The organism is Mycoplasma simbae ATCC 49888, assembly GCF_000702705.1.
Taxonomy (GTDB): domain Bacteria; phylum Bacillota_I; class Bacilli_A; order Mycoplasmatales; family Metamycoplasmataceae; genus Mycoplasmopsis; species Mycoplasmopsis simbae.
This window is the reverse complement of sequence record NZ_JNJG01000005.1, coordinates 90,562-107,554: the sequence shown is the minus strand read 5'-3', so window position 1 is coordinate 107,554 and position 16,993 is coordinate 90,562. Positions and strand designations below refer to the sequence as shown.

The following is a 16,993-nucleotide window of genomic DNA, read 5'->3' as shown; positions in this document are numbered from 1 at the left end:
ATTCCACTTTATTATATATTTTGGCTATTTTCTTTCATTTTTTTTTTTTTTTTATAATGAGTCTAAGGGATACCTTCAAGAAAATAAATAATGTAAACATTGATATAAAAAATCATAAATTCTCACAACACTTTATATTTGAAAGGAAAATAACCATGTTTATTAATCAAGAAAAAGCTAAAACTCTTTGAAGAGAAAGATACGGTGATAGAAATGAAATAAGAGATTACGTTGGTAGATTAATTCGTTTTAATGAGTATGGTACCAATAGTCCATACGCATGAGATATTGACCACTTATTCCCAGAATCAAAAGGTGGAACTGATAGAAAAGAGAATCTCCTTATTTGCCACGTTTTAACTAATGATAACAAGGCTGATAAAACAGCATGAAAAGAAAAATATAACGATGGAAAATATAGATATTTCCAAATTAAAAAGAAAAAAGGTTCATCAATGTACCAAATTTGAAGAATTAATACAGGAGATGAAGATGTTCTTGTGTATGATCCAACTAAGTTTAATAATTAGATTAAATATATGAACAAAAATAAACAAACAACTATTAAGACAAATTTAGAATTAATCGCAGTAATAGCAGTATCTATATTACTGTTTTTTCTATCTATATTTAGTATTGATCAAAATGTTTGAGTTTGACAAACTAATGACACATTAATTCAAAAAATAGTCGCAGTAACCGTGGCGATCTCTGGTATTTTAGGCGTAATTTCTATAATTTTATTTGCCAAAAAGAATAAATTAGCTTTTATTATGGCAATAACAAATGCACTTTTTTATTCACTCTTTTGCATCGTTTATGGACTCGTTATTGATTTTACAATTCAAATCAGCTATATTGTTATTCTTTTTATTTTATGAATGAAATCAATACAAGAAAGTAAAAAACTTGAATCCAAAAAACGTTTTATTTATTATAGAAATTCAATATTTTCAACGATTTTTTACTCATTTTTAACTGTTATTATTGCAATTATTTTCTTCTTTGTCAACCCTTATACAAATAAATTAATTATTTTGCTATTTTCTAATAATTACATCGAATTTGGTTCTAACTTCAACTACAAAATACCAGCGAGTATAATTCTCGCAACTATAAACGCAATATCGGTGGTTGCTTTAATTATGATGGCTCTAGGTTTTAGAGAGAGTTGAGTAGTTTGATGCTTCAAAAATATATTTTGCTTTGTATTTTTCTCTGGAGTAGGATTTTTAAACATTACCGTTTTAGTAATTAACATTATTTACTTTCTATTATCAATATATTTATTCGCTTTTACATCAAATGATAAACAATTTAAAATTGCTTTTATTGGTATGGGCGCAAGCGGTAAATCAACAATTATTAAAGCAATGGAAGATTTTTGAAAAGAAAATAATGTCGAAATCATAAGCGAGCGTAAAACCAGTGAACAAATGTTTTTTGATTATATGTCAGACTTGAAAAAGTACGGCTACCAAGCTCAAAAAAACTTTTTTAAAGATAGATATGAACAAATAAAACAAATGCAACTAAATGAAAGAACTTTAATTGATAGGCATTTAATAGATGATTTCATTTTTCCAAATGCGTTGATGAGAATTAATGCATTTGATAAGCATCAATCAAAGAAATGAAACTACTTTTGAAAATATGTTTATAAAATTAAGCTATCAATGCAACCTAAAGTAGATTTAGCATTCGTTATATTAAAAAACTACAATTGAATAGAGCAAAATAGAATTGAAGCAAGTAAAAAGCATGCCGTGGAGTTCGAAAGAAATCGTCGCAAAATTGAAGCAAAAAACGAAGATTTCTTTAGAGCAGTAAACGCTGAATACTTTAACTCAGAAAATAACACGCTGTCACCAGAATTATTATCAAATCTAAAGAAATATTCAAAAAAATACTATGTGTTTATTGATTGAGATAAAGATGAAACCATTCCAATGATCAAAACAATAGTGCTGGAAAACTTGAACAACGAAAAATAATAAATAAAGTCAACAAAACGTTGACTTTTTTCAATCTTTTTTTATTAATTTACTGCTTGCATTAACTCTAAAATGTTGTCTTTATAGTAGTCATCATAGTTTAAGGTAAAATCAACTTCAATACCTTCTTCTGTGTTTGGTAAGTCATTAAACGAAGAAGGTGTTATTTTAGGAGCTGCCGTTCAAGCATTGAAACTTGAAATATCAACTTGCGTACCGTCCGGCAACACGGTTCCAGCTATTGAATACATACCTCCGCTGCTTTTGTTGCCAATAATTTTGGCTTTACCATAACTTTTTGCTCAGTGAGCAAACAAATTCGCAGCACTGAAGGTGTTAGCTCCTGTCAGTACATATCACTCATAGTTTGGTGAAATATCCTTAGCATCAAATTTTTTATCATCGTTTGTGTCTACTTTGAAGTTTAAATCTAAATATTCCTGTGATAGTGTATTCGCCACATAAACATTGACATCTTTATCTGCTATAAATCCTGCGGCTTCTTGCATAGCATCAGTAACTCCACCACTATTTAAAGAAATATCTACTATTATCTTTTTAACATTTTTATCCGCTTTGATCAGATCCATTGCATCTTTGAATAATCAGTATGTATCTCGTTTTCACCAGTTATTGCGCTCAACGCCATTTACTGAGTCACTAATAAAACCATCAACAATAATCCGTGCAGTATCGCCCACTATGTTTAACATTGTATCGTTATAACTTGAGCCGTTGGTAAAAGTAATTGAATCTCTAAGTTTAGTTAATTTTGTTTTTGTCGCAATATATTTATTGGCTTTTGTTGAGTATTTAATTCCTTCCAGATTGGCAATAGGATTATCTTTACGATACAATGAATGCGTAGCAACATAGGCGTGTAAATCATTTAAATACACATACCAAAGTTTACGATACGCTTCAGCATACACTGAAGGATCAGTGCTTAAAATATAATTTTGTAAATTTGCTTTTTGAATCAGTTCGTAAAAGTTATTTACATTGTTGCGTGCATACATTAATTTAGCAGGACCATAAAATTTATCCATCATCAAGGCCAAATGATTGTAATTTTCAATCCTTTGTGCATTCGATTCAACACTAAAACGTGTATTTTCGTAAAAAGGTTCAAGTTTATCTAACTCAATTCTAGATGCATTATAATCAGCACTAAATAATACATCTGCATTGTATAACACGTTAGCCGTAAAAATCAAATTAAACGTTGACAACGGTAAGAATACATTACCATTGTCAATAATAATATCTATAGAATAATCTTTTAAATTTAGCGTTTTGGGTTTTCAATTATCAAATGAATGTAGAAAGTATTTGTCAAATAACATGCGTGAAGGTTTAGGTAGTTCACGCTTGTTACCATTTCAACCAAAATTAGAAATAGAGGTGAATTTAATGCTGTCCAGTTTTTCGTCAAAACTCAATATATTATTGTTTTCTAGTTCATAGGTAATTACAGTATCATTGTGCGTTATGCTTTTAACTTTATCAGAGATAGCTGTGTTTTTGAATTTTGCCATCGCTTCAGCAACATTGATATAAATTTGCTCATTTTTTAAATGTTTGTACAAATTCACAGCTTCGGCGGCTGTTTTAACACTAGATGTAATTGTTTTATATTGCTTTTGACCCAGATTTAACAAAGTATTTTTTAAGGTTTGGTCCACTCACTTAATTTCTTCACCTTTGTTAGGTTCTTTAATATTTTCTTTTGTTTGTTTTATTGCCCCAGGTGTATCAGCAGGATCAGGTATTTTTTTAGTGTCAGTTCTATCATTATTTTTATCGCAAGCGTTAACACACGAGGTTGTTGATAGCGTTGCTAAAACACTAGATCCAAACAGTATTTTATTGAATATTTTCAGTATTTTTTTTGACATTTTAATCTGTTAGCCTCACTTTATTTATCTGTCAAATAATACCAAATTTATATACTAGAATGCGGATATAGTAAATAAAAAAACAGAATTATAATTCTGTTGATTATGATGCGATAGTGCTTAATAAACTGTGTGAACCAACAACTCAAATTGGTATCGTAATTAAACACATTAACGTTGAAATTGATGATACGTGGGCTATATATTCACTTTCAGAATGGTTTGAAGCTAATGAGTAAGTTAAAGCTGCAGTAGCTGGCGGACACGCCATTAATAGCACTAGCAACACACCAGTTGAAGAATGTATAAAACCAACTTTAACAAGGGGAATAACAAGCAATAATATTAACAGCGGTGCTAACACAAGTTTACGTGCCACACTGATTCATGTTGATTTAGATTTGATACCTGCTTTAAGATTTGATTTTTGTAACGATACACCAATGCAAATTCAAGCGAATGGAGAAACTACAGCCATCGCTAAATTGATACCAGTTCCAAGCATAGGGATTTGATTTCTAAAACCGCCTCAAAATTGAGCCACATCTTTACTATTCAGTGTTGTGTGCACCAGTGGATCATAAATTTTAGTATAAAAACCAATGTTTTTTACGGTAGCATCAACTTTATGATAAGAACTAGGGTTAATAAATTGAGTTTTTATCGCAAATTGCAATACATATAAAAATAGCGAAATATACAAAGTGATTAGCATTGGGTGAGCTAGTGCTTTACCAACTTTGCTCATGTCTTTTTTACTTATTTTAATGCCCTGAAAACTCATGCGCATGTGAGTGCTGATAGCGATTAAAAATGGTATGTTTCATATTTGCAATAAAGCAATAGCAAAATCATCAAAAATAGGATGACCTAGACTTTTAATTAATGGGTAGGCAAAGTATTGCAATGAACCATACATTATCATTAATTCTATGGCCAGTATTCTAGCTTTATATTGTTTGATATGATACTCTTTAAAGGCTTCAAATTCACCTGATTTTTGATTCTTTTCTCAAGCAGCTAAAGCCTTAGCATGAATACGTTTTGAAATTAATCTTGGAAAATAATTAACCGCAATTTTAGTGTATAAAGCCATCAAAACATAGAAAGCTAAACTCATAAATAGCACTTTTACAATTGTAGAAACATTATCCACACTTGCATTTTGCATAAATGCTCCTAAACACAAAATTGGCAATAGATAATTAACTGTAAAAATTGACAATTTTGTATTGAATTGTGTACTAATTAAACCAGCTTTAGAAGCTAAATAACCTAATCCCACAAACAAAAGCGTAGTAATAACAGCACCGTAGATACTTTGCTCTGAAATAATATTAATAAATTGCTCCATAAATAATCCTTATTTATTAATTCTAAGGCATAAACATATTTTTGATAAAAAATTCTTTATTACAACTTTTGTGCTTATAATAGAAGCTATGAATAGAGGAAGTATTAAAGGTTGACTGGAAGTGATAACAGGTCCAATGTTTTCAGGGAAAACTGAAGAGTTATTAAAGAGAGTTAATACATTAAAATGAGCTGATGTAAAGACTTTAATTATTAAGCCTAAATTTGATTCTAGATTTAGTGAAAGTGAATTGGTTAGTCGTACAGGTGCTAAATTACCAGCTCATAATGTAACTCATTCTAAACAAATTCTAGAATTGTGAAACTCTAGCTACAAAGCAGTAGCTATTGATGAGATGAACTTTTTTGATGCTGATTTACCAGCTGTGGTAGAGGAGCTATTGAGTAAAAATGTAAATGTTTTGATTTCTGGTCTTGACTTAGACTTTTTGCGTAAACCTTTTGGTGTGGGTCCACAATTAATGGCCATAGCAGATGAAGTTAGCAAACTAAAAGCCGTATGTAGAGTATGTAAACAACCAGCTGGCTTTTCATTTAGAAAACACAAAAGCATGGAGCAAAACCTGCTGGGGGACAATGAATATGAAGCACGTTGTCGTGAATGCCACATTAAAGGTTGTCAAAATTAAGTTGCGTCAATACTCATAAAACGTGTGTTTATGTCGAATTATTGAATTTAAATGTAGTACAAAAAAGTTAACGTGTGAGGCGTTAACTTTTTGTTATTGTAGTGTTGAATTATCACTTGTTATTTTCAATAGGAATTCAGTTTGGAGTGTCTAAACTATCTGTGTATTCAACGGTATTTATTAAAAGTGAATCATTTTTGTCTCTAACGAAACCAAAATTATAGCTATGTTGCTGACAAAAATCTTTTAAGGCTTTAAATTTATTCCCAGATTGAAGATCAATATCTTTGCTTTCGCCTTTATATTCGCCACCTTTGGTTTCAATTAGTCAAATTTTACCTTCTTTTGTTTTAACAACATAATCAGGATAAAATAATCTATTTTTACCTAATCCTGTTGTGTAAACAATCGAAAGATATTGTTTACCACTATCGCCATTTTTGTAAACTAGATCAATTGAATCATTTTGTTCACAAAATCTTTCAAATAAGCGTTCTGATTTTGATCTAAATTGCTCTGAAATCATTGAAAAATTGTAGTCTTTGTACACGTTTTTATGCATAATTTCAGTATTTGTTTCAAATGGAATAAAACTGAAATGTTCATCCAGAGGAATTTTAAACTCGACTTCTTTAATGTCCAAAATCGGTGCATAATCGCCTGTAAATCCAGTGAATTCAAGCATCAAAGCATTTAATTTATCAAAGTTGTTTATGATAAAAGCATAAAACTGTTTGTTGTTTAAATTCAAGAATTTAAAATCAGGGTTGCCATAATCTCTGACAAAGAAGGTAGCTAGAATGATGTTTGTGTTTTCATAATTTAAACCTATTATTTTCTTGATTCTATCTACTCTATTTTGCTTTTCAATACCATGTACGTGAGTGTTGACTTCAACATTAATTTGTGATGTTAAGATCTGATTGTTGCCAATTTCTGATAAGGTAACATATTTACCTTTCAAGAATTCGTTGATGATACTTGTACCAAAAATATAACCATTATTTTCAAGTATTTTTTGATTTTGAGCTTTATCTTCGACTAAGTTGTATTTATTTTTAATACCATCATAAAGCACTTTTCTGATAAGGATTGGATCAGCATAACTAACATCATTATTGCCTGTTTGCTTAATCAATTTAATTGATTTAGCTTCTTCTTTAAGAAATAATCTTTGTGTTGGAGCACCTGCACCTGATTTAATTACCTCTAGTTTATATTTATCATCAAAAGTGTATAAATATGAGCAGTTCAATAAATCATTATCATAGTGGCGTGCTTTTGGCATACGTCTTAGTCTGCCTAAAGTTTGAATCTCAAAGGTTTCACTCATATTTTCACGTAATTTAACTAGAATTTTTGCTCTAGGACAGTCTCATCCAGTGGCTAAGGCTTGTTTGAAAAGTAAAAACACAGGGCTAGCATCATTGTTGGTGATGCTATCTTCTTGATTTGTACCGATGTTAATTTTGCCAAGTTTTTTAGATTTAGCATCTTTGTCTTGCTTAGATTCAGGGCTAAATCAAGAAGCTAATAGTTTGTTTTCATAGGTGTATCCCATTGAATTTAGCTTTTGTTCAACATATTCTATTAATTCATCATTTAGGTTTGGAAATTGCACTAGTACTAGCGGTCTAATATTTTCATTTACTTCGCTATAACCTTGTGCAATTTGCTTTCTAACTTCATCAGCTTTTTCAAGCAAAATATCAGCTTCACTTTTTGAATCAAAAATATTGATATTATCTAAATCTTTGTTGATATACATAAATCTAGTAATTAACTCTTCGTTAATTACATCTATTTCATTAATTTCGTACTGTTCAGCACCTAATCTTTTACCCGGTGTAGCTGAAACTCTAATCTCATATTTAGCATTCAAACTAGAGATAATATCATCAGCTTTAGAAGTGTTGTTTTGGTGCTCTTCGTCGATAATAATGATAAAACGTTTTTGTTGGTTATGAGCTTCAGCAATACGTTCAAATAGGTTTTTACGTTCACTTTCTCTTAGAGCTGTGTTATCTTTTTTAGTAATTGTTTCTCAGTTAATAAAGTAAGTGGTGGCAGATTCAAAACCGCGGTGCAAAATATCAAATAAAGAACCAGATTTTAAAGAAGGTAAAAGCTTAGACATTTTTTGTTTAGATTGCTCTTCTAAATCACCTTTACCAGGGCTAAGTCAACAAATAATATCATTATCGTTATATTGAAGATACTTTTCAATATAGGCTAATAAGATAATGGTTTTACCGCTACCTGTTGGGCTTTGTAAAACAATTTTAGGCTTAGAATTAGAATCAGTAGTTTTATCGAATAGAAAATCCACTGCTTGTTCCTGGAATCTTTTTAATTTAATTCCTATCATAGCTCTCCTATCTCTTTAAGTTCTTCTTTAAAGTAATAATCTGGAATAGTAATTATTTCTACACCTCTTGCTTTTAAATTGGTTTGCTGATCACTTGAAACTAGAATACCTGATCTAATAAAGATTTTACCGTTATCTAATACGGATGAAATTGCATTATTAAATTCTTCTTCACTATTAACGATAATATGTTTTGTATCATCTAATTCGACGTGGTGTTGCAACTCAATTAATTCCTTAATAAATTCAAGCATTTTACTTGATATTGAAGTATCATCGTTATCAAATTTAGGTATAAATTCAGTCTTTAAGTATTTAAGGTTGTGTGGTAAATCGCTTTGAATATTCTTCAATCTTTGGTAAGTAACTTGTTCACAGATGTTGTTTTCGTTGTTGGTGCATAAGATGTATTTACGGTTACCACCATCTTGTTTGTTTAGTTGAGCAACTGCGTGACCAGTGGTGCCGGAGCCCGCGAAGAAATCGAGAATGATTGAGTCTATACCCATGTTAGATCATTTTATAAATTGTTTTATTAATCTAATTGGTTTTTTTCCATTTTTAAAGTCTGTCGAACCCTCCTTCGCAACATTTCCCATATCTTTTGAAAAGTTTTTCCATAAATCTCCTCTTACTACACATCTTGAAATTTCTTCATTTATTTCGTCATTTTTTCTGATAACTTCTGCAAATGATTGCAAATGTCTTACATTACCAGTACTCATTTTCATAAGTGTATAATTTTTGAACTTTATAACTTCACCTGGATTAAAACTATTAAGGACTTCGAGGGGTAAATTTAAAGTAAATTGACTGTCTTTATATATTTTATCTGCAAGACTAGAGTAAAAATATTCACGAATATCATTATCAATAGTTAGAAGTCTATTTATGTTGCTCTTGCTTGGTTCCAAATTATATTTTTTAAATCCTTTATGTAGAACTTTATCAGTGTTTAAATATTCAGAAAGGCTTAGTATTGTGTTATCGGTTATATAAAAACCATACCTGGGATCAAACGCTTCACTAACCTTATCGTATAGTGGTGATCTAGGTTTATCTGTTGAACTGTTTTTGAAATATGATAAACAATAATCTTTTACTTTAAGTATTGTCTTGTATTTATGAGCAGTTTTTGGGCCGTACACTCCACCACTCTCAACAACTATATTAGCCACAAAATTCTCTTCCCCAAAAATCTCATCACAAAGTAATTTCAACTGTGCTTGTTCATTATCATCAATACTAATAAAAATAACACCTTCTTCACTCAATAACTCTCTAGCCAATTCTAGCCTTTCACTCATAAAACTTAATCATTTACTGTGTGAATATGCATCAGTTTTGTCTACAAAACTGTCGTTATAGATAAAGTCTTTATTGCCTGTATTATATGGAGGATCAATATAGATAACATCAATTCTACCTTTATGTGTTTTTAAAAGTAGTTTTAAAGAATGAAGATTATCTCCTTCCAGTAAAAAGTTATATAATTTAGATTCATCTGCTACTATTTTTCTTTCTTTTACTTCTTTAAAAACAGGAATGTTGTGTTCTAACATTTCATCTACTTTTTCAGTATGTTTTTCTCACACTAAACCATACTTTTTCTCGCTAAGAGCTATTTCTATTTCATTAATAGCTCTTAATTTATCATCATCTTGAAATTCTTGCTTAAGTTTGTTTAAAAACTCAAGCATTTTTTGTCTTTTTTGCTGTGATATATTAGCCATATTGCCTCCTTAAATAAGGTTATAGTAATATTTTAATTTATTTACTATAACATCAAATATATAAATAAATTTGTGTGATTAAAACCCCTCGAATTCGCGGGGGCAAATATTATTTATTTATTAATTACATTACGCAAACATACAAACAATGCTAAACCTCAAAATACAAAAAAGCCAACGCCTAAGCGTTGACTCAGTAATTATTTAAAAGGAATTACGTGTACGTGGGTGTGAAAAATTGATTGTTCAGCACTGCGTCCTGTGTTGATTACAATTTTAAAGCCACCAATGCCTTTATCTAACACTTCTTGTTTGCCTAATTTACGTGCAACGTTAATTAGGTGTGCTGCGGTTTCATCATCTGTTTCGGTGATGTTAGCTGATTTAACACGAGGAACTACTAAAAAGTGTCCTGGTCTAAATGGGAATTTGTCATAAAAGGCTACACATTTATCATCTTGATAAATGAATTGGGCTTCAGCTTTGCCCTCAATAATATCTAGAAAAATATTGTCCATTATACAAGCTCCACAAAGGTTAAATCTTTAGCTGCTTCACGTAAAGCAGGGCTAACGTTATTAATTTTAATTTTGTAGCCAATTTCAGCAAATGATTTAATTGCACTTTCGTATAGTGATGAATCGTTTAGGTAGAATAAAAATGATAATACATCAAGTTTGTCTTTGTACATTGTGTTGTCAAAAGAAAGCAAGGTTACGCTAGTTTTTTGTTTGTCATCATTTTCTACGTTAGGTAATTCTGTTTGGCTGGTTGCAGCAATAGGTGCAATTTGGTTAACATACACAATTGTAGGTGTGTTGCTTTGGCTTGAAGCGATTTTGTAAGGATTGATTACAAAACCATGTTCAATTTCGCTATTTACTAAACGTTCATTGTTAACGTCATAGTAGCCATAAAGCTCTTTGTTGTGAGTTTTGTTTTTTAGTGAATCGTAGTCTCATTTTAGAGCATATGAACTAGTTGAAGACTTAAAGCCTTTGTAGCCCAACAGTTGTTTATCAGTGTCATGACCTGAGATAAATTCAATTTCTGCAGTTAATTTAGTTTTAACTTGGTTAGAAAATTTTCAAAAATCATTAAAGGTAGTTACATCTTTAAGGTTGTTGTAACCTTGAGTAAAGAATGCATCATCGCTAGCGTTTTCAGCATCTTTAGATCAAATTTGAGCATATTTTTTATCAACAGCGTATTTAGCTAGTAAATAATTTTTTAGTTCGTATTTAAGATCTTTAGTGTATTTAAAGTTTTTGTCAATTTTCTTTAAATTGTCTTTATCTGAAATTTGGAAGTACTTATTAACAAAAAGCATTTTTTCCAATTCAGCTCTCAATTCAGTTTTTTCGTTTAATCATAGAACTTTAAATTGTTCTTTAGTTAAGGTAGTATTTGGCTCAATTACGCCTAGAGCTTGAATATCGGCTGCGTTAAGTGTACGATCTGAAGTTCAATCAACTACTTTTTGTGCAAAATAGTATGCATCTGAACTAATTTTATTTTGCGCATATAATTGAAAAGCTTTATATGTATCTTTGAAAAGCTGGCTTTCTTCGTTTTTAAAAGTAGTTATGTAAGTGGAGTCTAATGATTCTGAGTTTTGGAAGTCAATATTGTATAAAGAAAGAATAGTTGCATTGGTAAATTGAGCTTTAAGTTTATTGACAGCAGTTTTTTTGATTTCTTCATCTTGCTTAATTTTTTCAGTTGAGTCAATGTTTTGGCCGCATGATACAGCCACTAAAGGCAAAGCGAAAGCAGGAGTGGTTGAAAGTAATAATTTGAATTTTTTCATCTTATTCACCTGCCTTTCTTAGTTTGTTTAATTGTTCAAAAATTAGTGAGCTTGCATCTTTTGAGTATGAAGAATTATTGTGTTTGAAGTAAACTTTACCTTCTTTTAATTCAAAGTTAGCATCGTAGCCTGCTTCAGCACGTTCTTTGATTCATTTATCAATAGCTTTAGTCAATTCTAAAGTCGATCTAGTATCGCTTGCTAAAACAACGTTTTGGTTCATTGTTTTAATGTCAGCAATGTCTTTGTCTGCGTATTTAGCATCACTTGCTAAAGCACCTTGTTCATTTAGTGCATAAATATTATTTTGTTCTTTTAGATATTTAATAAAGTTCGCATCATCAATTAATGAGTTTAGAACTAGTTCTGGAGCTGACATTGATGTGTTAATCAAGCTTAAAGCATTGTATTTTTTACCATTGACACTGTTTTTGTATTTGTTTGATAGCAAGAAGTCATTTTTAATCATGTCTTTAATAACTTGTTCGCTAGTTTTATTGTCTTTTTTAAAGCTTGCTAAATCAGAAACTTTAACTAAAGTAATGCCAGTAGAACTTAAAATAATTCTGGTATCATCTGAACCTTTAAGTTTATAAACTGTTTGAATTTTGCCGTCTTGCTCAAATAATTGAGTTAAAGGTTTAGCTACTAATTCATTGAATTTTTCAGTGTAAAGCCCTTCTTTTTTCACATCACTTGCTTCATCAAACGCTTTCTTGATAGCCTTGTTAAAATCAGCTAGTTTAGTTTGCGCTTCATTTTTATTGGTTGAAGACGAAATTGATGATTTAGGGTCTTGAATACTTAAATATTCAACAATTTTATTTTTAATTTCTTCAAGTTTGCCAAACAAATCAACTTCTTTTAGTTGTTCGGTTTCACCTAAAATTAATTTATCTAAAGTTGAGAAAGCTTTAAGAGTATCATCACCACCAGCTTTCAGCAAGTTACCTAATGAGTTTAACCCATTTGAACCTCAGTTAGATTTAACTTCTGCTGAATCTAAACCTAAGGTTGCTAAAACTGTGCTGTAGTTGGTAATATCTTTGTTCAAAGTGGTTGAAGTATCTTTAGCGGCTTGCTCGGCATATTCTTCATAGCTTTTAAAACCTGTTTTAACCTTGTCGAATGAACTAATTGCTTGGAAGTTTGAATCTGTTTCAACTGGTCAATAGAACATTAATTTTTTAAATGCTGATTTATCAATTGTTCATTTTGTTTCAGTTGAAGCTTCTTTTTTAGCTGGAGCTACACCTGGCAGAGTAAATTGGCTAATTAGAACAGGATTGTTTTGTTTTAGATAATGTTCAATAAATGCGCTGGCATTTTTGTAGGCTTGATTGTATTCTTTAGGATTTGTAGCAGTTGAAACAACAAAGCTATTAGTCATAAAGGTCATTTTTTCTTTGATTTGATCTAGTTCAAAGTAGTTCACATCTTTTTGGAAGAATGGGAACACTTTTTCGCCGGCACGGAATAAAATTTCGCTTGTTGGTTCACCTTTATCATCTAACTTGTAAATATCGTTATTAGCAGTTCTATCAATGTCTTTAATGTTGAATTGAGTATTTAAGTTGAAACGACGTAAAGCATCGTTTCTAATTTCAGCAAACACTCTAAAATCAGCTGCTTCTTCAATGTTTTTAGCACCATCAAATGATTTGATTAATAAATCGTTAAAAGCTTGTTCCCATTTAGAAAAGCCGTATGTTTTAATCATTTGTTGTTGCACATCTAAAAGCAAGTCACGGTGTTTTTGTTTAAGTTCTGACACTGATTTAAGAGCAATATCACTGCGTTCTTTATCGTCATCTTTACGTGATGCATTTCATAGTCTTTGGTACTCTTTAGAAGCTTTAACTTCTTGTTCGTATAGATAGAATAGTGCCAATCTGAATGCTTGTTGCAACACTTTTTTAGGATCTTTAGCATCATCAATTAGTTCTGAAGATTTAAGATCTTTCATTTTGAATTCAATTTTTTTGCCATTTTCACCAGGAGAAGTAAATTCAAAAATAACGGTGTCATCTTTAATTGGGTCGTTGTAGTTTTTGATTACACTATTTGCAACCAAAGGAATTGTAATTCCAGCTGTAACAGCTCCCACTAGCAATGAACTAATTAATCAGAATTTTCAGTTCTTTGATTTTTTTGATTTTGGATTTTGACTATCAGCTTGTTGAGCATTTTTACGTGTTAAACGCTCAAAAAAGGTTTCTTTCTTTTTACCCATAAGCCATCCTTTCTTTGTTTATACATATAATTTTATAATTATATACTAAACTTAATTATTAATAAATGTTGCTATAATGAATGTATGAACTACACATTGCAAAGCATTATGGCTCAATTTGAAATTATTATGGCTGAACGTAGATATCATTGATCGCTTTCGCCACAAACTTATTGGCAAATTAAAAATAATTCTAGAGTTGTCGACAACTTTAGCATCAGTATTTATTGAGAAGATTATGCTCGTTTAAGTATTGATAAACCTGAAATGTTTAAGTACGAATCGTATGCAGGTAAAGACAAAACATTGATGCCTTATTTTGATTTTAATGGTCACAAAATGTTTTTAAGTTTAATTATAGGCACAGACAGAAAAATTAATATTGAACAAATGACTAAAAAAATTAAAAATCGACTTTTATACTGAGGTGATAATACAAAAAAATGATTTTTTAATCTAAAGATGATAAATAGTGAACCCGTTACACCTGTTGATTTAGTGGGCATATTTCACGCCAAAAAATACACTCATTTTGTAATTACTGATTCAAATTTGCTTAAGTTTACATTGTGAAATAATTTAAATTGAAACCAAATGAAGACAATAAGTGTAGAGGAGGTAGTATTTCCTTATTTTGAACAATTTGACCATGAAAATGTGTATTTAAAATAATCCAATTAGCAATGTCAATGTTGCTAATTTATTTTTGCTATATAATTACGATCATGAAAAAAATTAAAAATTTAGATAAACGTTTTGTTCAAAATATGGCGTTTTTATTTCTGGGTATATTCGTAGTGTTGATAGCTTTAAGTTTTGTAATTACAGACATGATTCAATATGACCCTAAGGTTGATGATTTTTATCAAGGAGTGCCAACTTTATACTCAACATTTAAGCGTTTTGGTACACTATTCTTCTTTACGTACATAACTAACTTCTTTTTAGGTATTATGTTGATTGTGTTGGCTTGAATGCGTAATTCAGCGCTAGTTAAACGCTTATTCTTTATTTCGGTAACTTTGATTACAATAACTTTTTTAGTTTATTGAACCTTAATCTCGTATAAAGCTGAAACTTGAGCTAGCTTTTATTCTGGTTTTAGATCAACTATTACGCATGCAGTTAATCCAATTATTGGCTTTATTGTGTTGATCATGATCAGAAAAGAAGTGATCATTAGTAAAAATACATTTATAGCTTCAATTGTTATGGTGATGGTTTATTTCTTGTTTGCAATGATCTTATTCTTTGCAACCTACAACGTATATGCAAAAGATCAAGGTGTGGTAATTTACACATTCTTAAACTTCTATAAACCTTTATTCTATAAAGGCGGCAATACAGCGTTGGTGGTTATTCTAGACATATTTGTGTTTGTACTAGCAGCTGCAATTCCAGTTGGCTTAATGTTCTTTTGAAAAGCTGTGTTGCGTATTAAAATTGAATGCAAACGTGGATGCAAAACACGCAGCACTAAACAAGCTTAGGCTTGTTTTTTTGTATAAATTTGTACAAAAAAACTCACAATTTTGTGAGTTTGGGGTCGCATAATTAAATAATGATTAAAGAAATTAACGTTTGATTTCTTTAAGTCTTGCTGATTTACCACTTCTTTCACGAATGTAGTTTAATTTAGCACGACGTACTTTGTTTGAACGTACAACTTCGATTGTAGCAATGAATGGTGAGTGAAGTGGGAATGTTCTTTCAACTCCAATACCAAATGAGATTTTTCTAACTGTGAAGTGTTCACGAGTTCCTGATTCTGTTTTGCTAATTACTAAACCTTCAAAAATTTGAATACGCTCTTTTTCACCCTCACGAATACGAACGTGTACTCTAACATTGTCCCCTACACGGAACTCTGGGTGGTCTTTACGTAGTTGTGATTTTTCTACTAATTCAATTAATCTATTTCTCATTATTGATCCTTTCGATAATATCGGGTCTGTTTTTTAATGTTTTTTGATATTGAGCTTCTTTTTTCCATTTATCCACTTCAGCATGATTGCCACTAAACAACACTTCAGGAACTTTCATTCCTTTATATTCTCTAGGGCGTGTGTATTGAGGATAATCTAAATATCCTTCATTTTGAAATGAATCAAATTGGTATGATTCTTGTTTAATTACGCCAGGAACTAATCTAATGATTGAATCCGCCATAACCATTGATGGCAATTCTCCACCAGTTAGAACATAATCACCAATTGAAATCTCTTCATCGACTAATTCAACAACGCGTTCGTCAAAGCCTTCATAACGTCCAGAAATAAAGGTTATTTGTTCATGTTGTGCAAGTCTGTTTGCCATTTGTTGATCGAATTTTTTGCCTTGTGGCGTAACCAAAATTTTATATCCGCCTCTATTTTCTAATGAATCTAGGGCTAAATCAATTGGTTCCACTTGCAATAATAACCCATGTCCACCACCATAAATTTCATCATCAACTTTGCGATGTTTATCTTTACTAAACATTCTAAAGTCAACTGTTTGAATGGCTATAAGACCTTTTTCAATAGCTTTGGCCACTATTGATTCTTCACTAAACGGCTTGAAATAATTTGGAAAAAGAGTCAAAAAATTAATTTTCATTATTATTTTTGAGCGTGTTTTGAATTTTTAACTAGTTTAGCATTTAAGCCGTGTTTTCTAAATAAATCAAAAACTACTTGTGTTAGTTGAGCTCCATTGTCTACTCATTTTTGCACTAATTCTTCTTTAACAAAGAATTCTTTTGTGTGTGGGTTGTATTGTCCTAAAGCTTCAATAAATCTACCATCACGTGGTGCTCTAGCATCAGCAGCAACGATTTTGTATTGAGCGTTAAATTTAGAACCTGTTCTTTTTAGTCTAATTTTTACCATGTATTTCTCCTTAAAAATTTATGCGACATCTGTCAAGCAAAAGTGCTTGACATCAAGCAATTTGCATATATATTTTAACTTAAA

General features: G+C 30.7%; 15 protein-coding genes. 5 read left to right on the top strand and 10 right to left on the bottom strand.

The window, feature by feature from the left end; genetic code table 4:
• The first annotated feature begins 155 nt into the window (after positions 1-155).
• Positions 156-530: an HNH endonuclease domain-containing protein gene (locus T329_RS03735; RefSeq protein ID WP_051630120.1), complete on the top strand. Its 375-nt coding sequence runs from the start codon at positions 156-158 to the stop codon at positions 528-530.
• 9 nt (positions 531-539) lie between these two features.
• A complete protein-coding gene (locus tag T329_RS0101375; RefSeq protein WP_029608658.1) occupies positions 540-1,994 on the top strand; it encodes a nicotinamide mononucleotide transporter in 1,455 nt (484 codons plus the stop codon).
• 44 nt (positions 1,995-2,038) lie between these two features.
• Here T329_RS0101375 and T329_RS0101370 read toward each other — a convergent pair whose 3' ends face one another.
• Positions 2,039-3,892 carry a S41 family peptidase gene (locus T329_RS0101370; protein ID WP_029608657.1) on the bottom strand — a complete coding sequence of 618 codons (1,854 nt, stop codon included), beginning with the start codon at positions 3,890-3,892 and terminating at the stop codon, positions 2,039-2,041.
• A gap of 103 nt (positions 3,893-3,995) precedes the next feature.
• Positions 3,996-5,246, bottom strand: coding sequence for an AEC family transporter (locus tag T329_RS0101365; RefSeq protein WP_029608656.1), 1,251 nt, complete (start codon positions 5,244-5,246; stop codon positions 3,996-3,998).
• Positions 5,247-5,334: 88 nt separating this feature from the next.
• On the opposite strand from T329_RS0101365, the gene T329_RS0101360 reads away from it, so the two are divergent.
• Entirely contained in the window at positions 5,335-5,895 is a 561-nt protein-coding gene (locus T329_RS0101360) for a thymidine kinase (protein ID WP_029608655.1), read from the top strand.
• A gap of 109 nt (positions 5,896-6,004) precedes the next feature.
• On the opposite strand, the gene T329_RS0101355 is transcribed toward T329_RS0101360, so the two are convergent.
• The 5 genes from T329_RS0101355 to T329_RS0101335 form a co-directional block, all read right to left on the bottom strand.
• Complete coding sequence (locus tag T329_RS0101355; protein WP_029608654.1) at positions 6,005-8,263, bottom strand: DEAD/DEAH box helicase family protein; 2,259 nt, start codon at positions 8,261-8,263, stop codon at positions 6,005-6,007.
• Positions 8,257-9,996 carry a site-specific DNA-methyltransferase gene (locus T329_RS0101350; protein ID WP_029608653.1) on the bottom strand — a complete coding sequence of 580 codons (1,740 nt, stop codon included), beginning with the start codon at positions 9,994-9,996 and terminating at the stop codon, positions 8,257-8,259. The genes T329_RS0101355 and T329_RS0101350 overlap by 7 nt, the downstream gene beginning before the upstream one ends.
• Before the next feature lie 200 nt (positions 9,997-10,196).
• Positions 10,197-10,514, bottom strand: a complete 318-nt coding sequence (gene hinT, locus T329_RS0101345; RefSeq protein ID WP_029608652.1) for a histidine triad protein HinT — start codon at positions 10,512-10,514, stop codon at positions 10,197-10,199.
• Positions 10,514-11,806 (bottom strand): HinT-interacting membrane complex lipoprotein P60, encoded by a 1,293-nt coding sequence (locus T329_RS0101340; RefSeq protein ID WP_029608651.1) that lies wholly within the window; start codon positions 11,804-11,806, stop codon positions 10,514-10,516. The genes hinT and T329_RS0101340 overlap by 1 nt, the downstream gene beginning before the upstream one ends.
• Before the next feature lies 1 nt (position 11,807).
• Positions 11,808-14,039, bottom strand: coding sequence for a HinT-interacting membrane complex protein P80 (locus T329_RS0101335; protein ID WP_029608650.1), 2,232 nt, complete (start codon positions 14,037-14,039; stop codon positions 11,808-11,810).
• 84 nt (positions 14,040-14,123) lie between these two features.
• Here T329_RS0101335 and T329_RS0101330 point away from each other — a divergent pair, with 84 nt between their 5' ends.
• Complete coding sequence (locus tag T329_RS0101330; RefSeq protein WP_029608649.1) at positions 14,124-14,711, top strand: hypothetical protein; 588 nt, start codon at positions 14,124-14,126, stop codon at positions 14,709-14,711.
• Between the two features lie 53 nt (positions 14,712-14,764).
• On the top strand, positions 14,765-15,529 hold the full coding sequence (locus T329_RS0101325) for an MAGa3780 family membrane protein (protein ID WP_156933774.1): 765 nt from the start codon (positions 14,765-14,767) through the stop codon (positions 15,527-15,529).
• 84 nt (positions 15,530-15,613) lie between these two features.
• Here the strand turns inward: T329_RS0101325 and rplS are convergent, their stop codons facing one another.
• The 3 genes from rplS to rpsP are packed head-to-tail and all read right to left on the bottom strand — an operon-like array spanning position 15,614 to position 16,909.
• Positions 15,614-15,964, bottom strand: a complete 351-nt coding sequence (gene rplS, locus T329_RS0101320) for a 50S ribosomal protein L19 (protein ID WP_029608647.1) — start codon at positions 15,962-15,964, stop codon at positions 15,614-15,616.
• Positions 15,954-16,637 (bottom strand): tRNA (guanosine(37)-N1)-methyltransferase TrmD, encoded by a 684-nt coding sequence (gene trmD, locus T329_RS0101315; protein WP_029608646.1) that lies wholly within the window; start codon positions 16,635-16,637, stop codon positions 15,954-15,956. Before trmD ends, rplS begins: the two co-directional genes overlap by 11 nt.
• A gap of 2 nt (positions 16,638-16,639) precedes the next feature.
• A complete protein-coding gene (gene rpsP, locus T329_RS0101310) occupies positions 16,640-16,909 on the bottom strand; it encodes a 30S ribosomal protein S16 (protein WP_029608645.1) in 270 nt (89 codons plus the stop codon).
• Positions 16,910-16,993: the final 84 nt, after the last annotated feature.